23 protein-coding genes and 1 tRNA gene are annotated in these 23,422 nt (G+C 29.7%); 9 read left to right on the top strand and 15 right to left on the bottom strand.

Translation table 11 applies throughout. The features are described 5' to 3' along the window. Positions 1-161 precede the first annotated feature (161 nt). From C4N20_RS12790 to C4N20_RS12780, 3 genes are all read left to right on the top strand, one after another. Positions 162-1,595, top strand: coding sequence for a Na+/H+ antiporter NhaC family protein (locus C4N20_RS12790; RefSeq protein ID WP_005976970.1), 1,434 nt, complete (start codon positions 162-164; stop codon positions 1,593-1,595). 223 nt (positions 1,596-1,818) lie between these two features. Continuing rightward, on the top strand, positions 1,819-2,415 hold the full coding sequence (locus tag C4N20_RS12785; protein ID WP_005976968.1) for a sigma-70 family RNA polymerase sigma factor: 597 nt from the start codon (positions 1,819-1,821) through the stop codon (positions 2,413-2,415). 190 nt (positions 2,416-2,605) lie between these two features. Then, positions 2,606-2,986, top strand: a complete 381-nt coding sequence (locus C4N20_RS12780) for a hypothetical protein (protein ID WP_005976966.1) — start codon at positions 2,606-2,608, stop codon at positions 2,984-2,986. A gap of 49 nt (positions 2,987-3,035) precedes the next feature. Here C4N20_RS12780 and C4N20_RS12775 read toward each other — a convergent pair whose 3' ends face one another. The 7 genes from C4N20_RS12775 to C4N20_RS12745 all read right to left on the bottom strand — a co-directional run bounded on the left by C4N20_RS12775 (position 3,036) and on the right by C4N20_RS12745 (position 7,854). Further along, a complete protein-coding gene (locus C4N20_RS12775; RefSeq protein WP_005976964.1) occupies positions 3,036-3,245 on the bottom strand; it encodes a hypothetical protein in 210 nt (69 codons plus the stop codon). A gap of 483 nt (positions 3,246-3,728) precedes the next feature. Continuing rightward, positions 3,729-4,520 carry a prohibitin family protein gene (locus C4N20_RS12770; protein ID WP_005976962.1) on the bottom strand — a complete coding sequence of 264 codons (792 nt, stop codon included), beginning with the start codon at positions 4,518-4,520 and terminating at the stop codon, positions 3,729-3,731. Positions 4,521-4,665: 145 nt separating this feature from the next. Beyond that, entirely contained in the window at positions 4,666-5,382 is a 717-nt protein-coding gene (locus C4N20_RS12765; RefSeq protein ID WP_005976959.1) for a toxin-antitoxin system YwqK family antitoxin, read from the bottom strand. Between the two features lie 835 nt (positions 5,383-6,217). After that, positions 6,218-6,304 (bottom strand) — tRNA-Leu (locus C4N20_RS12755). Positions 6,305-6,362: 58 nt separating this feature from the next. Further along, the gene (locus C4N20_RS16530; RefSeq protein WP_005976957.1) at positions 6,363-6,533 is read right to left on the bottom strand and encodes a hypothetical protein; all 171 of its coding nucleotides are present in this window, start codon (positions 6,531-6,533) and stop codon (positions 6,363-6,365) included. A gap of 81 nt (positions 6,534-6,614) precedes the next feature. Further along, on the bottom strand, positions 6,615-6,815 hold the full coding sequence (locus tag C4N20_RS12750) for a cold-shock protein (protein ID WP_005976955.1): 201 nt from the start codon (positions 6,813-6,815) through the stop codon (positions 6,615-6,617). 208 nt (positions 6,816-7,023) lie between these two features. Then, a complete protein-coding gene (locus tag C4N20_RS12745; protein ID WP_231940503.1) occupies positions 7,024-7,854 on the bottom strand; it encodes an N-acetylmuramoyl-L-alanine amidase in 831 nt (276 codons plus the stop codon). 187 nt (positions 7,855-8,041) lie between these two features. On the opposite strand from C4N20_RS12745, the gene C4N20_RS12740 reads away from it, so the two are divergent. Further along, positions 8,042-8,317, top strand: a complete 276-nt coding sequence (locus C4N20_RS12740) for an HU family DNA-binding protein (RefSeq protein ID WP_005976950.1) — start codon at positions 8,042-8,044, stop codon at positions 8,315-8,317. A 113-nt stretch (positions 8,318-8,430) separates the two neighbouring features. On the opposite strand, the gene hydE is transcribed toward C4N20_RS12740, so the two are convergent. Both hydE and C4N20_RS12730 read right to left on the bottom strand, forming a co-directional pair. Next, on the bottom strand, positions 8,431-9,516 hold the full coding sequence (gene hydE, locus C4N20_RS12735; protein ID WP_005976949.1) for a [FeFe] hydrogenase H-cluster radical SAM maturase HydE: 1,086 nt from the start codon (positions 9,514-9,516) through the stop codon (positions 8,431-8,433). 8 nt (positions 9,517-9,524) lie between these two features. Continuing rightward, the gene (locus C4N20_RS12730; protein ID WP_005976947.1) at positions 9,525-10,013 is read right to left on the bottom strand and encodes a D-Ala-D-Ala carboxypeptidase family metallohydrolase; all 489 of its coding nucleotides are present in this window, start codon (positions 10,011-10,013) and stop codon (positions 9,525-9,527) included. Between the two features lie 49 nt (positions 10,014-10,062). Between C4N20_RS12730 and C4N20_RS12725 the strand changes: the two genes are divergently transcribed. Continuing rightward, positions 10,063-10,914 carry a DMT family transporter gene (locus tag C4N20_RS12725; protein ID WP_005976943.1) on the top strand — a complete coding sequence of 284 codons (852 nt, stop codon included), beginning with the start codon at positions 10,063-10,065 and terminating at the stop codon, positions 10,912-10,914. On the opposite strand, the gene C4N20_RS12720 is transcribed toward C4N20_RS12725, so the two are convergent. Both C4N20_RS12720 and C4N20_RS12715 read right to left on the bottom strand, forming a co-directional pair. After that, positions 10,911-11,429 (bottom strand): NUDIX hydrolase, encoded by a 519-nt coding sequence (locus tag C4N20_RS12720; protein ID WP_005976942.1) that lies wholly within the window; start codon positions 11,427-11,429, stop codon positions 10,911-10,913. The genes C4N20_RS12725 and C4N20_RS12720 overlap by 4 nt on opposite strands. A 3-nt stretch (positions 11,430-11,432) precedes the next feature. Beyond that, positions 11,433-12,200, bottom strand: a complete 768-nt coding sequence (locus C4N20_RS12715; RefSeq protein WP_005976940.1) for a TrmH family RNA methyltransferase — start codon at positions 12,198-12,200, stop codon at positions 11,433-11,435. Between the two features lie 179 nt (positions 12,201-12,379). Between C4N20_RS12715 and C4N20_RS12710 the strand changes: the two genes are divergently transcribed. The 4 genes from C4N20_RS12710 to C4N20_RS12695 all read left to right on the top strand — a co-directional run bounded on the left by C4N20_RS12710 (position 12,380) and on the right by C4N20_RS12695 (position 16,491). Then, positions 12,380-13,582, top strand: a complete 1,203-nt coding sequence (locus C4N20_RS12710; RefSeq protein WP_005976938.1) for an AarF/UbiB family protein — start codon at positions 12,380-12,382, stop codon at positions 13,580-13,582. Between the two features lie 74 nt (positions 13,583-13,656). After that, positions 13,657-14,685 (top strand): extracellular solute-binding protein, encoded by a 1,029-nt coding sequence (locus tag C4N20_RS12705; RefSeq protein WP_005976936.1) that lies wholly within the window; start codon positions 13,657-13,659, stop codon positions 14,683-14,685. A 21-nt stretch (positions 14,686-14,706) separates the two neighbouring features. Beyond that, on the top strand, positions 14,707-15,798 hold the full coding sequence (gene dnaN, locus C4N20_RS12700; RefSeq protein ID WP_005976934.1) for a DNA polymerase III subunit beta: 1,092 nt from the start codon (positions 14,707-14,709) through the stop codon (positions 15,796-15,798). A gap of 240 nt (positions 15,799-16,038) precedes the next feature. After that, positions 16,039-16,491, top strand: a complete 453-nt coding sequence (locus C4N20_RS12695) for a hypothetical protein (RefSeq protein ID WP_005976932.1) — start codon at positions 16,039-16,041, stop codon at positions 16,489-16,491. 41 nt (positions 16,492-16,532) lie between these two features. Here C4N20_RS12695 and C4N20_RS12690 read toward each other — a convergent pair whose 3' ends face one another. The 4 genes from C4N20_RS12690 to C4N20_RS12675 are packed head-to-tail and all read right to left on the bottom strand — an operon-like array spanning position 16,533 to position 23,413. Beyond that, a complete protein-coding gene (locus C4N20_RS12690) occupies positions 16,533-17,114 on the bottom strand; it encodes a flavodoxin family protein (protein ID WP_005976930.1) in 582 nt (193 codons plus the stop codon). A gap of 30 nt (positions 17,115-17,144) precedes the next feature. After that, positions 17,145-17,657: a GrpB family protein gene (locus C4N20_RS12685; RefSeq protein ID WP_005976928.1), complete on the bottom strand. Its 513-nt coding sequence runs from the start codon at positions 17,655-17,657 to the stop codon at positions 17,145-17,147. 18 nt (positions 17,658-17,675) lie between these two features. Next, positions 17,676-20,747 carry a UvrD-helicase domain-containing protein gene (locus C4N20_RS12680; RefSeq protein WP_005976925.1) on the bottom strand — a complete coding sequence of 1,024 codons (3,072 nt, stop codon included), beginning with the start codon at positions 20,745-20,747 and terminating at the stop codon, positions 17,676-17,678. 2 nt (positions 20,748-20,749) lie between these two features. Continuing rightward, positions 20,750-23,413 (bottom strand): PD-(D/E)XK nuclease family protein, encoded by a 2,664-nt coding sequence (locus C4N20_RS12675; protein ID WP_005976923.1) that lies wholly within the window; start codon positions 23,411-23,413, stop codon positions 20,750-20,752. Positions 23,414-23,422 lie beyond the last annotated feature (9 nt).

The raw sequence follows: 23,422 nt of genomic DNA, 5'->3' as shown, positions 1-23,422 counted from the left end.
TTTTATAACTTATTTCATATTTTTATCCATTCTATACATTCAGTATATCCTTCTTGTTTCGTATACAATATATTATTTTTTATAATATAAATGATTTACTTGTATATTTAAAAGAAAACGTGTATTATTGAATTAATAATGTTCTTTTAGGGGGAAAGATTATGGAGCATGGTTTTTTAAATGTACTGCCAGTAATAGTTGCAGCAGTTCTTACAATAATTACTAGAGAGACTTTAGTTTCACTTTTTGCAGGAATTATACTAGGAAATATAATCTTAACCAATGGAAATATCTTTGCTGCTTTTGTTAAAAGTATGACTGATATTATGACACAGGTAAGAGGAAATGCTGAAGTAATTGCTTTTTCCCTCCTCGCTGGAGCACTTGTTATACTTTTACAAGCTTCTGGAGGTGTAAACGGAGTAGTTCACTCCCTTACTGAAAAAACTTCAGTCGTTAAAAATAAAAAACATGCTCTTTTCCTATCGTATCTGATAGGATTAGTTTTATTTTTTGAATCATCTATTAATATTCTGGTTTCTGGTACTATTGCCAAGGCCTTTTCTGATAAATATAAAATTTCCAGTGAAGAACTTTCTTATGAAAGTGCATCTGTATGTACATCAATCTGCGGACTCTTTCCTTTCAATGGATGGGGGGCGACTCTCATTGGTATAATTGGAGTGCAGATAGCTGCTGGTACTATCAGTGGAAATCCTTCTGAAATATTAATAAAAAGTATTCCCTTTAATTTCTATCCATGGGTAACTTTGCTGACGCTTCTTTTTTATATTTTTATAGGAAAACACTGGGGACCTATGAAAAAAGCTTCTGACAGAGCTAAAACTACAGGAAAACTTGTAAGGGATGAAGGAACTCCCCTCATTGATACCAGTGGAAGCCAAAATTTAATGAGAAAAAGCATGAAGCCTGATTTTATGAATATGGTATTACCTCTTTTGGTTGTTATTTTAATGATGCCTGTTGGACTTTATGTAACTGGAAATGGAAATATGATTCATGGTTCAGGTTCTATTTCAGTGTATTGGGCTGTTTCTGCTGCCCTTATCTGTACTGCATTCTATTACATAGTTGTAAAAAAAATAATGAGTGGTAAGGAATTTATGGCTTATTTTTACAAAGGAGCTGAAAATATGGCTCCTGTCATCATACTTCTAGCTATGAGCTTCACTATTGGAGAGATAGCTTCACAGCTTAACATTGGTAAATATTTTGCTGCTCTTATCAATGGAAGAATCCACAGAATATTTGAGCCTACTGTTATCTTCATTCTTTCAGCTGTTATATCTTTCGCTACTGGTACTTCATGGGGAACTTTTGCTCTTATGATGCCTGTTGGACTTCAAATGTCATCTGTCACAGGAAGTCATATGGTACTCACTGTATCTTCTGTTGTATCAGGAGCTCTCATGGGAGGAAGCTGTTCACCTGTATCTGATATATCTGTACTTTCCTCTATGGCTGCTGGTGCTGATCATATAGACCATATTAAAACTCAGGTCCCTTATGCTATACTCAATGGAATTATATCTACTGTCCTTTTTATTATTTCTGGATATATTTTTAATCGCTAGAAATGATGAAATTTTGTTTTTTAAAGAATAATATCAAATTCTAAAATATATTTTTTCATTTAATTTTGTTCAAAATTGTATACATTAAAAATTTTTATTTTGTCCAATAATTTGCTTTTTTTGCTTTTATGTAATATAATATACTAAGAGAATCCTTTTTAATATTGTTTTTATATTATATAACTGGGGGAGATTTACCTTTAAATTTATGGAGGTGGTCTTTATGGTAAGTTTACATTTGATTGAAAAGGCAAAAGCAGGTAGTGAGGAAGCTATTCAGGAAATTTTCAAATCATTTCAAGGGATAATGCTTCTAAAAACTAAAAAATATTTCTTTTATGGAGGAGATAAAGATGATGTACTTCAAGAGGCAATGATTGGTCTTTTAAAAGCTATAAATGGCTACGAAGCAAACAGACAGGCTTCTTTTAAAACTTTTGCTATTCTATGTATAAAAAGACAGTTGATCACTGCAATAAAAAGTTCTAATAGTGGAAAATATAAAATTTTAAATATGGCTGTAAATAATAATGAAAATTCCTATGATTATAATGCAGCACCTGCATATTCAAGCAAATCATTTAATTTTTGCAATCCTGAAGAAATTTATTTAAGCAAGGAAAAATTTAGAGCTCTAAAAAAATATTTAAAAACAAATTTAAGTAAAATGGAGAATGAAATTTTTGATTATATGCTTATTGAAATGACATACATGGAAATTGCTGATAAAACAGGAAGAGACCCTAAATCAGTAGATAATGCTATTCAGAGAATAAAGAAAAAACTTAAAACTTTTACTAATGAATATGATGCTGTATAATTTATGAAGCCAGGCAGAAAATCTTCTCCTGGTTTTTGTTTTTTAAAGATAACTTTTAAAATTTATATTATTCTTTTACACCACTGAATCTATACCTACCTTCAATTAAATTTTTATCCTTTTTTGATTTCTTTACAAAATAAGTGTATAATAAATAATGCAGCTGAAGAATATCAAACAGGAGGTATTTATGAAGGATTCATCAAAAGAAATTTCTGGTGTAGTTAAAAAAATGTGGGTAGGGAATTTTAAATTTTTCACTGAAATAGAAAATATGTTTGGAGGGTTTATTGCCTATAAACACAGCAAATGCTTAGCTACTGTTGAAAAAGCATATTTATTGACTAATAACAGAATAATTTTAGAAGGGAGAGAAGAAATTACTGCTAAAACTCTTACTACTATGTCATTTGAAGAGATGGAAGGATATTTGAAATCTCACGCTTCCTATATATCTAATAGTGAAATGGGTGCTTTCTATATACATACTTCTCAAAAAGAAATAGCAGATTCTGAGGAAAAAAGACTTTTAGAACTTCTTGATTCCATCAAAGAAGCTTTGACAGAATAAAAGGAACAGGGAAATATTTTCCTGTTCCTTTATTTTTATTTTATCTATATCATTTATTCAAATATGGATTCTGATCTCTCAGCCACTCTAATTCCCCATCATACTTATTCCCGGCTATGGCATCTTTATATTTTTCCAGAATATATATTTTATCACAGTGATCACAATAATATGCAACCGTCTTATAGAATTTAAACCTGCTGACGCAATTATCTGCTAAAGTCCTTTTAACCAGATTATTACACTTTTCACATTTCATAAGCTTCCTCCCCAAAGATGTCTTTAATTATTTGCAGTCTTATTTTTAGTGAAAGGATAAATCAGTGCTTTCTACCTGTAGATTCTATAAAGTATTGCCAGAATAATAAGAAAAAGAGAAATTAATTGTATATGTATTTTCTTACTTTTATATCCAACATAACTACATAACATTACCACTATACCCAGAATCAATTTCGGCATATTTTCCCTTTCCCCCTATTTTAATTGGAAAAAATATACTTTATTCTTTTAAAATAATATATTTTACCATTTCTTTTGTATTAATATACAATTTATTATATCATAATATTTGTTTTTTTAATAAAAATTATAGAAATAGTTTCTGATTTTACTACTTTCTTTCATTTTCAATGTTATGTTTTTATCTTTAATTTTATTATTCTGATTTTTTATAAAATCTAAATTTTATTAAAGTATGTCATCTCAAAATATTATTTATCTGTTTTCCTTACTCTTCATATTAATCATTTAATCTTATTATTGGAGCATTATCCCCACCACTTACCTGTGGAAGTTTTCCATTCCATTTTTCTATAGTCAGTTTTTTTAGCAGCATTGGTGACAATGATTCAGCTTCCACCTGATTGGCTTTTGCTTGAAGTTCTTTTTCTTTTAACTTATACTCAGCCAATAATACTTGATTCTCTGCCTCTACTCTGAATTTTTCCTGCTCAAATCTAGTTCTTTCTACTTCCTGTTCAGCAACTTTTTTAGCCTCAATAGCTTTTTCATATTCTACTGAAAAATCATGATTTGTTATAGAAACATTTGATACAGATAATCCATAAGCATTAAAATCATCTTTCAGATCTTCATATATTATTTTACTTAACTCCTGTCTTTTTGAAACAAACTCTTCAATAGTATATTTACTGATTGATGCTTGTACCACTTCTTTTGTTCTTGGTATAATAAAACTCATTTCATGCATTCCTCTAAATGATCTATAAAGTTTTTCAGGATCAGAAACTGCACTTTGCACAGTAAGATCTAAAACTATTGACTGCATATCTTTAGTACTTACTGACATGTTGTCAAAACTATATATTTTATCTCTTGTTACAAGCATTTCTTTTGTTTGAACAACAGGTATTTTAAAATTCAACCCTTCTCTGTCAATTCTTGTGATTTTTCCCCAACTGGAAATAATTGCTACTTCACCAGTTTTTACTGTATAGAATGATGTAAATGCCATAAAAAATACTAATATTAGTATAACTCCTATGCTTCCAAGCATAACTTGTTTTTTCATTAATCTCTCCCCTTTTTTATTTAGTCTAAATATAATAAAATTTGGAATATAGCGACCATGCATTTAATATATTTATACATAGTTTTTTCTTACTAAAATATATTTCAAGATATTATATCAGAAAATTCAAAAAGAACCAAATGAATCACTCATTTCTAATTTCTTCTATACTTATTTCTTCATTAGATTCAGGAACAAATTCCCCATTTTCAAATCTTCCTTCCAGTTGAATCTGCCCATTAATATCATACATTTTATACGAACCATTTGGCACATCTAGCTCATAATACATCTCTATTTTTGTCTTGCCGTTTTCATAATATTCCTTAGTTAATCCTTCTCTTTTTCCATAACTATAAATAATTTCTCGATACAGCTTTTTATTTTGATAATATTCCTTTGCCAGTCCATTTAAAACACCTTCACTATAATATACCTCTACTTTTATATTCCCAGTATCATCATAATATTGTTTAGTAATTCCATCTCTTTTTTCATTTTTAAATGTTGCCTCATCAACTAGAATTCCTTTTTCTGTATAAAGTTTAAATACTCCATTTTGCATACCATCTTTCCAATGTCCTATTTCTTTAATTTTGCCATTTTGGTAGGCAACATTAAGTCCATCCAGTTTTCCATCTTTATACGAATAAATTTCAATTCGATTTCCCAAATCTGTTTTAAGTCTTCCAGTAAATGGTATTTGATCTTTACCATTCATCATAATTCCATTTACAGTACTATAATTATCATCAAGTTGAGCAGGTAAAAATTGATAAAATGTGTATCTATTATAATAGGCTACAGCAGCTATACATAATAAAATTACAACAGGTATTATAAACAGTTTATTTTTTTCCATCTTCATAAAGCCTCACTTTGTTTAAAATTTTAAATTCATGTACTTTTCTAATTGTTTTTCTTTGCTAATATTACTTTACATATCAAAGGAAATTCTTTCAACCCTTGCTGAATCTCTATCCATAAGTAAAACTAGAAATAATAATACCTGAAATCAATACTATTCTTTTCATTGCTGATATACACTCCTTTAAATTTTTGTAATAAAGTTCTGTAATTATGTCTCATTCTACCATAATTATTACTTTACATGCAACCAATCATTGATAACTTTATGTCAATAATAATTGTCTTTTTGTAATATTTTGATTTTTCATCCTTTAAAATTAAACTCTTATTTTTTAGATATTTAATTAAAATAAAGTTTAACAATATTTACGATAATAAAAATAACTGTCACTAATCATATTATACTGTTTATGACTTATTGGAGTTCTCTTTTCAAATAATTCAAATCCAGCTTTTTCTAATTTTCTGAATCTTCCTCTCTTACTTTACCACACCCCAGCATTATAAACACTGTAATTAATGCTATTGCTATTTTTTTCATAAATCAGGTTCTCCAAAGATGTTTTTATTTTTTATTATACCATAAAAAAGCAACTAAAAAAGTAAACTTACTCCTAAATAATTTCTCTATCAACATATTAATTATCTTTACGCAGTCTTTTTATCGACCTATTTTTTATTTTATAAAATAAAAAGGAGAAAATTTAATTTCTCCTTAATCTTACTATTCAATTATTCATATTCATCCAAATCTAAAACTTAAAGTTATCTGTTAGTTTTTTATTTATAAAATATATATATATCATTTTTTTTGGTGTGAGTATACATGGTGCACAGGAAGAGACTTGAACTCTCACTGGAAAACTACCAATAAGGACCTCAACCTTACGCGTCTACCATTCCGCCACCTGTGCACACAAGAATTTTATTTTATCATAAACATAGTATTTTGTAAAGATATTTCTTATATCTTTAATACCATAATCCTTCCGTTCTTTTCTTAATTTTACTTTTCTTAAATATTCTATCATACTCTCTTAACAGGATGCCAAAAATAAAAAGTGGAAACAGAAATATTTTTACTGCTGTATTAATGATAAAAGTATGAGATTTTTTTTCTTTTTTATTATATCCTTTTTTCATTTTATCCCTCCATTAATCATTCCCACCAAGAAAAAATAGGGCACCTGCTGGTACCCTACAAATTTTTTCAGCAAATTTAAACTATGCTACAGTTACATTAGAAGCAACTGGACCTTTGTTTCCTTCAGTAACTTCGAAAGTTACAGCTTGTCCTTCTTCTAAAGATCTAAATCCTTTTGAGTTGATGTTAGAATAGTGTACGAAATAATCGTTTCCATCCTCACCAGAAATAAATCCAAACCCTTTGTCTTTGTTAAACCATTTTACAGTTCCTTTTAGCATTTAAAGCACCTCCAAAAATTTTAAGAAAATTAAAACCATTAAGAACAAACAAACCCTAAAATTTTTGAAAAGTGTTAAAAACTTAGTGTTTAATTTATAAATTAAGGTTTTACTACGGCTCTATTTTACCACTAATTAGCATTTTATACAAGCAAATTTTTTTAAAAAAGTTGCTTATTTATATACTTTCATACAATTCTTAACTCACTTATTTATATTTCTTGTTCAGAGCTTTCAAAATAGCAAAGCTTTCTAAGTCCATTTCTTCACTTAACATTTTTGGATTAAAGTGTGCTTTAAAGTTGTATACTACCCTTTTGCTTTCTTCATCCCATTCATCAGTAGTGTTGATTTTATAGCCATATTTTCTAAGCTCATCTTTTATTTCATGTACAGGAGTTACATCAAATAAAGTCTGATTCATAAAGAAGATTTTATCGCTTTCATCATACCATGCCCCTATATTATATTCTTTGTACAGTCTTTCCCAAGGAAATTTCGGACCTGGATCAATTTTTCTTAGTGGGGCTACATCTGAATGTCCCACAATAAATTTTGGTTTTATATTATATTCTTTTATTAAAACTTTTAATAGGGCTGCTGCTTTTTCTATCTGTGCATCATCAAAATCTACATACTCGTCATATGGTCTGAAAAATCCATCGTATTTTGGTGCACCTGGAATAGCTTTTATTCCAATGTTTACTATTTCTATACCAATAGATGTATCATTAATATTGCTTCTTCCAGCAAATTCACTCACTCCAGCATGCCATGCTCTCTCATTGTGAGGGACTAAAGCATATGTTGGATCTTCTGCTTTAGAAGTTATTAAATAATGAGAACTGACATTTGGACCGGTTAAAGCTCTTATCCCCACCTCATCATTCGTTGCTGTATAATGCAGAACAATATATTTTATTCTACTGTCTTTCCCTTTAGCCTGATAAGATTTATCATCTATTTTGTAATTAACACGGCTGCATGAGAAAAAAATTATTGACATCAGAAATAGCACCAAACATTTTTTCTTCATCATTCTTTTACCTCTCTCTTTTCTGAAATCTTATATTTTATTTATCGCTGACTATATTCTACTATGTTTTTTAAAAATATCAAAAGAAATATTTTAAAAAATTATAAAAAAAAATTTGAAAATATCTGGATTATATGATATAAATTAGGAACTTGTATTTTTTTAGTTTTATTTTAGGAGGAAATTTATAATGACAAAAAAGGATTTTGCAAAAGCTTTATTTGAAAAAGGGATATTTGTTTCTAAAGCTGAATCAGAAAGAAAAGTTGACGCTATTTTAACAGAGATCGAAGAAGTACTAAAATCTGGTGATGAATTAAACTTTATTGGATGGGGAAAATTTGAAGTAGTTCAAAAAGCTGAAAGAATGGGAAGAAACCCTAAAACTGGTGAAGAAATCAAAATAGAAGCTAAGAAGACTGTAAAATTCAAAGCTGGAAAAACTTTAACAGACAAAATGAATTAATCTTTATTTTTAAGAAGCTGGATCCTAAGATCCAGCTTCTTTTTTTGTTTATTTCACTTTTTTATCTCACATAATTTCATTTTTTATTTTAGCTATACTTTTATTTTTTACTTTTATTTTTTCTTTCTTTTAAAATGAAGCGAGTCTCCCCATTCTCCATATACTATTTCATCACCAATAGATTTTACTTTCATATCCATGTCATCTCTGCATTTTTCAACACTGTCTTCTATACCGGGCTTATCATCATAAAGAAGATATTTTTTCTTATGCTCCTCTAATGTAGCAGTCGGCATAAGTATATTAGCACCTGCCAGAAGCCCCTTTTCCCTTCCATGTGAGTCCAAGCCCTGCAATGCTGTAGTAGCTGCTATATTTACATCTCTTAGGAATATTCTTGTTATAGCTATCATTTTCAATCCAAGTTCCACTCTTTTTTCTTTAGGAAGCACTATATGTTCCCATTCCTGTCCCAATGGTGTGTCCTTGTGAATTATATATGGTCCCATTCCTATCATATCTATTTTCATATCTCTGTAAAAAAGAATATCATCTACTAAATCCTCTTCAGTTTGACCTGGAAGTCCTATCATAACTCCTGTTCCTACTTGATATCCTATATTTCTTAAATATTCTAAACATTTTTTTCTAACCTCGAAGGTATGTTTCCCATCTTGAGGATGAAGCTTCTTAAACAGCTCCTCATTTGTACTTTCAATTCTCAACAGATATCTATGTGCTCCTGCATCAAACCATCTTTTATATGTTTCATAAGACTGCTCTCCCAGTGAAAGAGTTATCCCCAGCCTCCCGTTAGAAAGCTTTTTTATCTCTTTTATTATATCTTCTATAAAATCAGTAAATTCATCATCCTGTCTCTCTCCAGATTGAAGTGCCAATGAACCATAATTATTTTCATAAATCCATTTTACCCCCTTCATTATCTCTTCTTTAGACATAGAAAATCTTTCAGTTTTACAGTTTCCTTTTCTTATTCCACAATAATTACAGTTTTTTATACATATATTACTTATTTCTATAAGTCCTCTATAATAAACTTTTCTTCCTACCTCTTTTGTTTTTACTTCATAAGCTTTTTTATAAAGCATATCCAATTCTTTAGAATCAGTTATTTTCATAAGAGTAATCAAGTCGTCTCTAGTTAATTTTTCTTTCTCTAATATCTCTTCTATTCTCATCTTTTCTCCTATTTTATCATTACTTGCTGTCTTTCTTTTTTCATATTTTTTCGAAAACCTATATGCAAATGTCCTCTTTTAGGGTAATATATTAATTGGTCATAACTTAATGAAGATTTCATTACTTTTTGAAACTCTTTGTATGCTGAACCTTTTTTCAACATTATATCAACAGCAAGTCCACTTTGATGAGCAGAACTATCTGAGCCGCCTACTCTCCTATTCACACGGCTGCTTCTATACCAGCTGCTTACCTGAATTGGTCTTCCCAGCAGTTTTCTAAATTTATCCAGCCTTACAGCTGTATATCTTATATTAGCTGCCTGCTGTTTTGAAGGTGTATTATCTATCCCATATTTTTTGGCACTGGCACTATCTACTGCCTCTCCCATTGTAAAATATCTAGAGATTTTTTCATCTCTCCTAATCTCTGCTCGGGAAAACATACATCCTGAAAATAATATTGTCAGTATTACAAAGAATGATAATTTTTTCAAAATCTTCCCCCTTTAATCTTAAATTTATTTATAGAAAGGATGTTTAACTATGTCAAACAAAACCAAAGCCGTATTATCCATGCTTATATCCGCTTTAGGATTTACATTTATGAGTGTTACTGTAAAATACCTAAAAGATATTCCATTATTTGAAAAAGTATTTTTTAGAAATCTGGTGAGCCTTGTTATAGCATTTTATCTGATTAAGAAATCCTCTGCTCCTGTTTTTGGACAAAGAAAAAATCAGTTGGCTCTTCTTGCGAGAGCAGGATTTGGACTTGCTGGAGTTATACTTAACTTCTATGCTATAAGTCATCTGACTCTTGCTGATTCCACTATGCTTGGAAAGCTGTCACCAATATTTGTCACTATTATGGCCTGCCTCTTTTTAAAAGAAAAAATAGATAAAGAGCAGATCATTGGTATATTTATCACATTTGGCGGAGCATTACTGGTTATAAAACCTGAATTTTCTCTGAGTATAATTCCAAGTATTGCTGGGCTGTTATCTGCCGCTGCTGCTGGAATTGCCTATACCCTCCTTAGATATCTGAAGGATAAGGAAAGTCCTGATACTATTGTATTTTATTTTTCTATTGTATCAGTGCTGGGAACTCTTCCATTTGTTCTTAATGACTATATTGTCCCTGATTCAACTCAGCTTATGCTTTTATTAGCTACCGGGCTCTTTGCTTCTGTAGGTCAATTTGGTATAACTTACGCCTATAAATATTCAAAAGCTACAGAGGTATCTATTTATAATTATTCAGCTATTGTTTTTGGTATTATACTAGGATTTATATTCTTCCATGAAATACCTGATATGCTGAGCCTTCTAGGTGGAGCTATAATTATAGGTATTGCCTACTATACATTCAAACACAATCAGAAAAAAGCTTAACGTCTCTTGTGATTTATAAAGCTCACTGCCAGCATTGTTTTGGCATCTGAGAGATTTGTTATATTAATATCTTTTATAGGTATTCTTTCAACTTCTAAAAACTCATCATCATCTAGGTGCTGGTGAGTTTTTTTTAATTCTTCAGCATAATAAATATAAAACTTTCCATCTGTTATTCCAGGGCTGTTGTAAAATTCACACATTTTTTCTATTTTTCCAGCCTTATATCCGGTTTCCTCTTCCAGCTCTCTTAAAGCTGCCTCTTGAGGATCTTCTCCCTCTTCTACCAGTCCTGCTGGTATCTCCATAGTGACTTTTTTTACTGCTGGTCTGTACTGCTTTACCATAAGTATTGTATCATCATCAAAAGATGCCACTATTCCTGCTGCTTCCTTTTTCCCTGTAAATGTCCAGTCTACAATTTTTTCATTTGGAAGCTGCAATTTTTCACTATAAACTGTAATATGATTATTTCTAAAAAGCTCTTTTTTCTCTAAATGTTTGTACTTAGTCATCCTCTATTCCCCCAGTATCTCCTTAGTCTTATATAAAATTATCCCACACGCCATAGCTACATTCAAAGATTCTGCTATTCCATAGATTGGTATTATTATTTTTTCATCACACATTTTCAGGAAATTCTGAGATACCCCATCTCCTTCACTTCCAAATACTATTGCATTTCTCTCTGTAAGCTTCATTTCAGTATAAGAAACAGAATCTTTATCCAATGCTGTAACTTCTATCTTATAGCCTTCTCTTTTTAGAAAAGTGATAAGCTCCTCTTCTTCCATATAAAGTATATTCATATTAAGAATAGAACCCATACTGCTTCTTACAACTTTTTCATTATAGCAGTCTACACTTCCCTTTGTCAGAATTATATCTTTAAATCCAGCTGCATCAGCTACTCTTATAATAGTTCCCAGATTTCCGGGATCTCCTATTTTATCAAGAACCACTATATTCTTCTGCAACTTTTCCAGCGAGCCCTTAATATATGGATAGACTACTATTACTCCCTGTGAATTTTCCTGAGAAGTAAGCTGTCCAAAAACTTTTTCTGAGACAATTATCTTTCGGCATTGAAATTTTTCTAATTTTTCCTCTATCTCTCCAGCTATTTCATAATTTTCTCTGAAAACTATTATTTCAGGTTCAAAAGTAAAATCAAGAAATTTTCTTCCTTCTGCTATAAAAAGTTGTTCCTCTTCCCTGTATTTTTTTATTTTAAGTTTCTTTATTTTTTTTATTGTATTATTTTCTAGACTGTTAATGTAGTCCACTGTTCCTCCTAAAACTCTTTTGATTATTTTTTAAAATTTTCCTACAGTAATTATATCATAATTTATTCAAAATTAGGACTTTAATTTATACCCCTTCTCCTTCTTAATATTTACTTTAAACAAAATATGAGCTATAATTAGTTGTACAAATATTGTATTACACTAAGGAGGAAATTAGTATGCTTTTGCTAAATTTCATAAGGTTAGTTTCGTCTTTCCACTCTAGAAAACTTCCTAACCCAAATATCATTACAAAACTTGGAATACTGGGGATTCGAATAGCTCAGGAATATTCTTCAAGATTTGATGTCATAGATATAGAAAAATGTATTTATCTTTCTGGATTTCAAACATCTGACACTGAAAAAGAAGACAGACACCTTTTGACTCTGCTTCCTAAAAAAAGTCCTCTTCTGTCACAGATGGAATATTATGACAATGACTCATATTCTTATTCAGATATAAATTATCTTTTCAAAGGATGCCTGAAAAACGGTATAGAGATTACTATAAAAGCTGTTAATGAAAATGCTAAAAAGAATTTTACAAAAAAAGTTATTTCTCTGGAAAAAGAATTAAGATTTTTCTCATGGTTCTATCCTGGATTCAACAGAAAATACAAAACAGTTGAAATAATGGAAAATCTAAAAAAAGTGACAGAACAGAAACTTAATCTTAACAACGAAATAAAAAGTACAGAACTTTTAAAAGATTATCTTTCTCAATATAGTGACTACAAAGGTTTTGCAAGGCTAAGATTTCCATCTATATATGCTTATCTTACATCAGATATTATGCTGGTGAGCAAATATACATATGGAACATATTTTTATCAAATGCTTGAAAATAGAAGGCTCAGCTATAAAGATGTTTTAGAAGTAATAAGAATCCAGCTTTTCTTTATTTTAAAAATAGGTACTTTCCACAATAATCTCCATATGGGAAATATCATTCTCGGAAGTGACGGTTATATATATTTCCAAGACTGTAATGTTCTTTCTTCAGTAAAAGATGAAACAAGAACAAATCTATTTAAACTTCTTTCGGCTATTTCTAAATATAATTATTCTGAAATACCAAATATTTTAAACAACATGGCAGAGATAAAAATTAATCCTGAAAAAATGAATATATTGACTGTAGAAATTAATAATATCTTCAAAAATTCAAAAGGAAGTTATCTGCAAAAAGACAGCATGAGTAAAAATATAATGCGTTCTTTTAAAACAGGAATGAAATATGGAATGGTTTTCAACAATGAAATATATCCAGTTGTTAAATCTTTTATTTATCTGGAAAATATGGCACTTAAAGTTAAACCAAAAACATACTTTGCTGAGGACATTTCAAAGATTTTAACTGAAATTTCTCTCTACCACTAATATGAAATTTAATTGACTTAATGTCTATTCTATATTAAAATATTAAAAGATTATGAACTTAGGAGGATTGATAAATGAAAAAAATACTATTACTATTAACTTTGGCTTTCACTTTGATTTCTTGTGGAAAGAGCAACAAAGATGAAAATACTTTATACATCTATGGATGGGCTGATTATATTCCAAAGGAAACTTATCAGGCATTTGAAAAAGAAACTGGTATAAAAGTTATTGAAGACATCTATTCTTCTAATGAGGAAATGTTTACAAAACTAAAAGCAGGTGGAGCTGGATATGATATTGTACTTCCATCAGCTGACTATACTGAAATTATGATGAAAGAAAAAATGATAGACAAACTTGATAAAAGTAAATTATCTACATTAAAAAATATAGATCCTTTGGTACTTGAAAAGCTTCAATATTTTGATAAAAACAATGATTATGAAGTTCCTTATGTAATGGGAGCTACTGTTATTGCAGTTAATAAAGACTATGTAAAAGATTATCCAAGAGATTATTCTATTTACAACAGAAGTGATTTAAAAGGAAGAATGACTCTTTTAGATGATATGAGAGAAGTTATGACATCAGCTCTTGCTATGAATGGAAAAGATCAGACTACATCTAATGAAAAAGATATAGCTGATGCTGCTGAAATGGTAAAAGGATGGAAAAAAAATATAGCTAAATTTGATTCTGAATCTTTTGGAAAAGGATTTGCCAGTGGTGATTTCTGGGTAGTACAAGGATATCCTGACAACATATTTAGAGAACTTGATGCAGATGAAAGAAAAAAAGTTGATTTCATTATTCCTGAAAAAGGCGGAACTGCTTATGTAGATTCATTTGTTATTCTCAGCAATGCTCCTCATAAAGAGAATGCTTACAAGTTTATCGAATTTATCCACAGACCAGAAATATATGCTCAATTAGCAGATATATTAGAAACACCATCTATTAATATTCCTGCTAGAGAATTAATGGAAGTAGAACCTCTGTTCCAAATAGAAGATCTAAAAAATACTCAAGTATTGAGAGATATTCATGACACTCTTGACCTACAGAATAAATACTGGCAAGAAATATTGATTGCTGATTAACAAATACCTTTGGAGGCACAAATGAAATTTTCTATAAAAAGAGAGGAATTGATTTCAATACTTTCTGAATATACAAATATATTAAAAGATAATCCTATCAAACCTATTGTTTCAGGATTACAAATAAAAGCTGAAAATAATCTTATTACTTTTGTAGGAACTAATCTGGAAGTAGATCATATAAGAAAAGTGGAAGCTGATGTTAAAGAAGAGGGAAGCCTTGTTTTAAAACCATTTCTTCTTCTTGAATATATAAAATTGCTAGATGAAGAATACATTGAATTTATCTTAAACAATGGGTTTATAACAGTACATCAGGCAGAGTTTTCAATACTTGAAGAGGGAACTTTCCCTGTGATTACTGAAACTACACCTATCAAGCTTCTTGCTATAACTGGAGGAGAGCTTGTAAAACTTCTTGAAAAATCTAAGTTTGCAGCTTCTCTGACAAATGATAACATTCAAATAAACTGTGTAAGAGTTATTTTCAAATTAAATGAAATTAATCTTGTATCTACAGATTCTTACAGACTTCTTTATATGAAAGCTGATAAAAACTGTCATGTGGAAAAAGAAATATCTATTCCTATGGATACAATAAATGTTATATGCAAACTTTTAAAAGATTCAGAAAAAGAAGTAACTATCGGATTTAGTGGAGAAAATGTTATTCTTACTTGGGAAAATGCTTATTTCTCAAGCAAGACTATAGCTCTTCCTTTCCCTGATTTCAAAGGTATTCTTGCTAATAATTCTTTTAGTAAAGTTATGGAATTTAACAGAGATGAATTAAAAAGTGCTTTAAAAAGAGTTATAACAGTGGCTAAGACAAGTGTAGATGCTAAATTTGGTGCTATATTTGATTTTAAAGGAAAAACTCTTTTAATCAATGCTTTTTCTGGAAAAGCTAAAATTAACCAAAAAGTTAATATGATAAAAGAGGGTGAAGATTTTAAATCTTCATTGAACTGTAAATTCCTTGCTGAATATATAGATAATATTTCAGATAATCCAGTTATTAAAGGAAGCGGTTCTTCTTCTATGTTTGAAATAACTGAAACAGGAAAAGAGGATTACAGATATATTTTAATGCCATTGGCACTTAGAGACTAAAAATATTGACTTACGAATAACAAAATAATATAATTGAAATATAAAACTTGATTAGAGAAAGAATAAGCTCCCTCTTACTTTTGTAAAGGAGCTTATTTTTTTATTTAAATTTTTCTTTGCTCCATTTCTTTCAATATTTCTACAATCTTTTCTTCAAAGCTTTTTTCCCTTCAAAATAAGTTAACAACTCACAAATATTCCATGATATAATTAACTATAAAACTTATCAAGGGGGATTTCATGAAAAAAATTATTTCAGTTTTAATTGGAGCAATATTAATCTTTGCATTAATAGGCTGTGGAAGTAAAAAAGCTATGACAGTTGAAGATTTTGAAAGTAAGATGGGAAAAAATGGATATGAAGTAATAAATATTACATCTCAATATCCTTCTAAAGCGATTAAAGATGTGATAATTGCTAGAAAAGATGGTTATCAAATTGAATTTTTCGTTGTTGAAAATGTAGATGTGGCAGTCAGCTCTTATAATCTCAACAAAGAAACTTTTGAAAAATCAAAGGGAAATAAAAGTGTTCAAACTCAAAAAACTATGGGTAATACTTCAAGATTTACATTGAAAGCTAATGCAAAATACAAGGTTATTTCCAGAATAGAAAATACGTTTATTTTTATCAATGCTCCTCAGGAAAAAAGTGAAGAGATTGATACAGTGTTAAAAGAATTAAACTATTAGCTTATAAAGCAAAAAGAGAATGAATAAATCATTCTCTTTTTTTATTCATATATTCTTTTACCAAATTCATATGCTCTTAAAAGATGCCCTGTTTCTTTAATCTTAGGCTTGCCATTAGTATTTCCGCATCCTCCTGCAAGGACCATTCCCTTATCTTTAAATCCTATATAATTCACTAAAGTAAACTGGTAATATGAAGCTGCCTGTTCAAATGTCCAGAAGAAATTATCTGCTGAAGTCATAAGCAGTGCACAGTCTTTTACAGGATATTTTTCATATCTTCCCAATGGTGGATTTGGATCCTCTTCTGCAATGCAGTAAAAACGCTCAATAAAAGCTTTTATTTTTGCTGAAATTGTCCAGAAAAAAAGTGGAGAAGCAAAAACCAGCAAATCACAGTTTTTTATATCAGGAATCATCTCATTAAAATCATCTTTCTGTATACATGGCTTCCCATAACGGCAGGCATTACATCCTATACATCCATTTATTGTCTTGTTTCCTAAGAAGACTTTTTTCACATGATGTCCAGCTTCTTCAGCACCTTTTATAAAAGAATCTGCTAATTGTTCTGTGTTTCCATTTTTTCTTCCGCTTCCAACAACCACTAATATATTTTTCATAAAACCCTCCCTTGTCAAAACTTTAAATTTCTACTTTCTATACCATGCAAGAGCTTTTTTCTCTAAATTTTTTACAAAGGAATCTTTTCCATCACAGTAAGCTTCTATATCTCTTGGATATTTTTGTGCTAACTCCGATTTCAGCTCTCCATATACAGCTGCATCTTCTGAGTACTCTCTCAAATAATCTCTCACTGCAAGGTGTCTCTCAATATTCTCTCTGTCAGTGATTTGAAATATGTGAATATGATGAGTTCTCTTTTCTCCACCTTTTCTAAAAAATCTTCTTTTAGATATACCATACTCTCCCATAGGTTCATATCCCAGCTTGATAAATTTATCATTATATTGATCTACATTATCAATATTTTTTACTACTCCCATTATATCTATTACCGGTTTTGCTTTTAAGCCCTCTACAGAAGTACTTCCTATATGATATATCTCTGCAAGTTCATCTCCAAGTATTTCTTTTATTTTTTCAGCTTCATCAGCATACATCAAAGCCCACTGTGGATTATGTTCCTTCATCTCTATTATCATATTGCAGCTCCCTTTTTATTACAATTTATACTCTATAAATTCTGTTATTATCTCAAACTGATCCAGCATTTTTTTGTCTTCTAATAGTTTTTCTACAAGGACTTTATAGTTCTCAATCTGTTCTTCATCAGTTTCCCCAGTCTTATAGTCGACTATATAGACTGTTCCCTTAGTTTCCTCATTTGGCATTTTTATCATAAGTCTGTCTATTCTAAATGTCTTATCTTCTGTAAATACTTCATATTCAGGAAATATGAAATCCCATTTATCAGAAAAAATCTCTCTGTTTTTATTCAAAATATATTCTATATTCTCATCTGACAAAAGTTCTTTTATAGCCTTTTCTCCTATGACAGAAGCAAATTTTGAAAAAGTAAGTTCCTTTGAGAAAGCTACCTCTTCATCAGTCCCATGTATAATATTTTCCAAGAAGAAATGCACTGTTGTTCCTCTTACTCTTTTTATCTCATTTCCAAGAGCATGAGAGTATATTTTTTCTCTCTCTTTTTCCATGCTTTCTTCTGCCTTATTATATTCAGCCTCTGGAGTTGATAAATCAAGTACAAACTCCCTTTTCTTTTCCTTAGATATTTTCTTTTCACTTTTATTAGGTACAATATCGCCGTCTTCTATTTTATCTTCACTGATAAAAAGAGCTTCAGAAAAAAGATTTTCCTTATCATTTTCAACTGCTATATAGAGATTATTTTTAGGTCTTGTGAGAGCTACATAGAGGTTATTTATCTCTTCATGCTTCTCTTTGATTTCTATATCAGCCAGATAGTCATACTCTCTTCCTAGAGATTTTATAACTTTTTTGAATTTGTCATGAGTAATCAGAAAACTTTCAGGCTCATTGTATTCTTTATCCATTTTCAGAAAGAATCTCATATTCCCTCTCGAACTTCCTCTTGATGAAGGATTGTAATAATAGAACAGAGTATCAAATTCCAATCCCTTAGATTTATGTATTGTCATAATATTGACGCTGTTATCATCTTCCAATACCATCTTTTTAAATTTATCACTGTTTCTTTTATCTTCAAATTCAACTATAAATTCCTCAAAATATTTATAGCTCTTTATTATTTTATAAAAAGAATAGATATTGGAAATATCGCTTTTACTGTTATATCTTCCACCTATTCCAGCTTTTTTCAAAATATCATAAGTAAGAAAATTTGTTTCTCCATTGTTCTCCAGATATTCTTTTTTAATATATCTCACTATTTCCAATACTTCAAGATCGACACCGTCTAATAGAATTTCTGCCTCTTCCATATTGAGATATTTTTCTACATCTTCTCTATTTTTTATCAGATATTTAAGAGCTTTTACCCTTATATTTATCAAATCCGATCTGAAAAAATCTAAAAGTGCTAGATAATCATTTTTTACAAGATAATTTATCAAAGAAAAAAGTCCATTTATTCCTCTGTAATCTACTATATTGGAATTTGAATCTATAACATATGGAATGTCTGCTTCTGATAACTTTTCTGCTATCATATCCAGCTCTTTATTAGTTCTTCCTAATATTCCTATTCCTCTATAATTTCCATTGAAATTATCTTTTATTCTTTTTATTATCTGATCTATTACTGTAGCTTCTTCCTCTGATTTTTTTCTCAATACTTCTATATGACCTGATACATCTTCTGATTTTGAATTTACCTCATAGAAATTCCATGGTTCTTCTCCAAATTCTTCCCTGTCTGACATTTTAGAAATATTTGAGAATATCATATTTGTGAAACTCACTATATTTTTTTCACTTCTGAAGCAGGTAAAAAGCTTCTCCTCTTTTCCATCTATTATTTTTTCCAGATTTTCAAAGAGTTTTTTCTCTCCTCCACGCCAGCCGTAGATACTCTGCTTTTCATCTCCAACACATATTACATTGTTTGTCTGATCAATTATATCTTTTAGTATTTTCCATTGAAGTATACTTGTATCTTGAAACTCATCTATGAATATAGTATCAATTTTCCCATCTAATATTTCAAAAAATTCATCTGTCACTCCATTTTCATTTATAAAATTCAATTCCTTATCTCTGATATACTTAAAAGTGTAGCTGCTGATATCAGAATGTGTAAATCTTTTCTCTCTGAATTTTATATCATCATAAACCTCATATATTCTATTTAAAATATACAGAAGCTTTTCCTCATACGGAATGACGCTGTTATTGTACATAGTCTTAGCTAGGTTGTCTCTCAGCTCTCCATAGATATATTTCATATCTTCCAGCTCAGAATCTATATCACCTTTTTTAGATTTTACTTTTACTCCATTCCATACTTCTTTCTCCAGAATATCTCCATTTTTTTCAAGTATGAAGCTCTCTTTTTCATCTTCATTCTTACATAAGAGATATTTTTTCAGTGAAGTTTTAAAAAGCTCCTCCAAAGATTTATCCTTTATTTTAGATACCCTCTCTAATATCTCAGTTATTCTGTCCATGTATTTCCAGTTGCTTTCTGCTGACATTCCATTTCTTTTCTCTTTCAGCTTTTCTCCCAGCACAATAACTTTCCATCTTTCATTTAACAGATTTTTTATAAGGGTAAGATAATTTTCCATATCTTTTTCTGAATTATCCTCCAGAAAACCTTTAAAAGCTCTGAAATCATCTTTATTATCAAATATCTTCTGAAATGTTTTTATAAGGATTTTTCTATTTTCATCATCATCAATTATCTCATATGAATATATTTTTAAATATGGAGCTATCGCCTTTTTAAATATCAGATTGGTAAAGGCGTCAATAGTATATACTTTTAATTTATCTCTATTTTGAATCAGATCTCTGTATATAGAAGATATTTTTTCATGGTTAAATTCCATATCTGGATATATCTTCTTCAAATTTTCTTTTATACTTTCTCCATCTTTTGTATTTTCTTCCAGTTCTTTAAGAAATTTAAGTATTCTTTCTTTTATTTCAGCAGTTGCCTTTTTAGTAAAAGTCATTACAAGTATATCTTTAAAATCTATACCTCTGCATAATGCCCCTACATATTCCAGAGAGAGACGATAAGTTTTTCCTGTTCCAGCACTTGCTTTTAAAACCAGTCTGTTTTTCACAATTATCTCCCCCTTCCACATATTTTTATATATTCACAGCTGCTGCATGTTCCTGTTTTTTCAGCCAGAGAATATTCACTACTCTTCAAGAAGTCAATTATATCCTCTTTTAACCCCTCTTTTGTAAGTTTTATCTCTTCATGTACTTCTATATTTCCTTTCCATACATTGAAAATATATTTTTGAGCTTTCTTTTCATCTTCATATAGAATTATGCTGTAATAATCCAGCTGTTCTTTGTTAGCTCCTCCAGTCTTGTAGTCTATGATTTCGTTTCCAATTTCACTTTCTATTACCAGATCTGCTACTCCTCTTAGAAATATCTGAATATCTCCATCTATAAATGGATTTGTTTCATATACTCCCTTTTCTCCTTGAAATCTCTTTATCTTTACATTTTGATATTTTGCCTCTATATAGCTGAAAAACTTTTCTATATTGGCAGTTATTATTGGTATCATTATCTCACTGCAATAATTATCCATATGCACTGGTATTTTTGCCCTGTTATATGAGAAATGTCTGCTTAGTACTTCAGTTATGTAGACGTTATCAATTTCAAAATTCCCTTTTGAAATTACCTCTTTCCACATTCCTTTAACTATCTCTTCCAGTACTTTATGAATAAGTATACCAAAAAATCTGCTGCTTATATCGCTCTCTTCTGGAGAAACTGCATATTCCAGATTATTCATTTTCTGAAAATAGAATCTCAGTCTGCATTGTTTCAAATTACTGTAATCATATGCTCCCATACTCAGCTTTCCATCTTTAAAATCCTCATTATCTTTTGGAAACAGTTCCATTTCAAACTCTGAATACCCTTTTTCATCACTGGATACAGCATTTTTAATAGCTTCTATACTTCCATTTAAATCAACAGGCACTCTTCTCACTTCTAAATCATATTTTATACATAGTTCATCTAAAAACGGTGATACATCTATTCCTTTATCTTCGTTCTTTTTAGTAAAAATAACAGCATTACTGTTACTGAGAACTGCTTGGAAAAATCTATATTTCTTTATCTCTCTTTTTTCCTCTCTGCTTACCATTCCCATATCTTTTCTCTGCTTTTCAGTAAATATGAGGTTATCCCCTATATTTCCCGGAAGAATATCCCCTGTAATATCTATGAAGAAATTAGTTTTTACAAACTTCTCATTCTCCTTATCCAAAGACTTAGTTTCTCTGGCAAATCTAGCAGCTTCTATATTTTTTACAATAGCTCTTTTAAAATCTACTTTTTCATTTGAAGCTACAACTATATCTTTCATATATTGAATAACAAGCCTAAAAAGAGAACTTCCAAGACTTCCATCGAAATATGTATTAAAACTACTATGAATACTCATACTTTCATTGCTCTTCATTATTCCAAATATTTCAAAGAATTTCTCAAAAACACTTCCGTACTCTTCTTCTATAAATTTTTCAAGATTTATCTGCTTTTTAAAATATTCATATATATCATCTACACTTTTCAATTCTATTATACTATTCAAATCGAAAAATATATTCTCCATCTTATCTCTAAATTCTAAATTTCCAGAAATCAGCCATTGAGATTCCTGGCTATCTAATATCTTAGATGAAATATATTTATAGTCCTCTCTCATAAAATTATTGAGAGCAGCTATATCATCCCCAGTTAATGAATAATACTCTCTGAACACTCTGTCATTGAAAGCATCTTTAAAAGCTGAAATCAAAAAAACTCTTCCAAGTTTCTCTTCCATGTTCATAAGAATATTCAGCTGAATATTTAAAAATTTATACAATTTAGTATCATTCATTGTTACAGCCTGAGATTTTCCAAAATATCTTGGAAAAACATTATGATAAGTATTATTTTCAGGAACAGGAGAATAGATGTCCCCACTTTTTCCCTCACCTTTAAATAGATAAATCAAGCTCATACTTTCTTCCAGTTCATCTTTAGACTGATATACAAATATTTTGCTTGGAGATACTTCTGGTAAAGTTATTTTTTCTATTTTAAGTCCCTCTTCATTGAAATCTCCCTTTTCCAGCTGAAGTATTATCTCTATATCTTTTTCTTCCAATAGTTTATTTATTATTCTTTTATATATTTCTGGATATTCTATTATATCTACAAAAATTATTCTTTTGTATTTCTGAATCCACTTTGCCTGAAAATATTCCATACTCTCAAGCCAGTCATTCGGAATATAGCTATGTTTCTGACACAGCATATCAAATGACTCTTTTATTCTGTCAAAATAGTAGAAATATTTTTCCTGCCAGTTATGAATATTCTCAATTTTTTCTATGCCGTTTATATTCATTTCTCTGTAATATGCAAAAAAGTTATTTGCAAAATCTATTATGTCATAATATGATTTTATATTAAGCTCATCTTTTATATCTTGTGGTATAGACTTATAAAAGGCTAAGATTCTCTTAGCCTCTTTCAATACTATTTTATCAGAAATGAATATTCTCTCTTTAAACTCATCCATAGTCATAAACTCTGGCTGTTTTGAAAAAATATCTCTTTTCATTTTCTTAACAAATACAGATTTCATCCTGTTATCAGAAAAAAGGTACAGATTGCTCTCTACCTTGTCCTCTTTTCTCCAATATTCATCTGCAAAACTATTTCCATACCCAATATATCTGAAGTTTATTTTTTTTTCTGCCAAAACTACCTC

The organism is Fusobacterium ulcerans, assembly GCF_003019675.1.
Taxonomy (GTDB): Bacteria; Fusobacteriota; Fusobacteriia; order Fusobacteriales; family Fusobacteriaceae; genus Fusobacterium_A; species Fusobacterium_A ulcerans.
The sequence above is the reverse complement of the archived record's forward strand: the minus strand, read 5'-3'. Positions and strand labels throughout refer to the sequence as shown.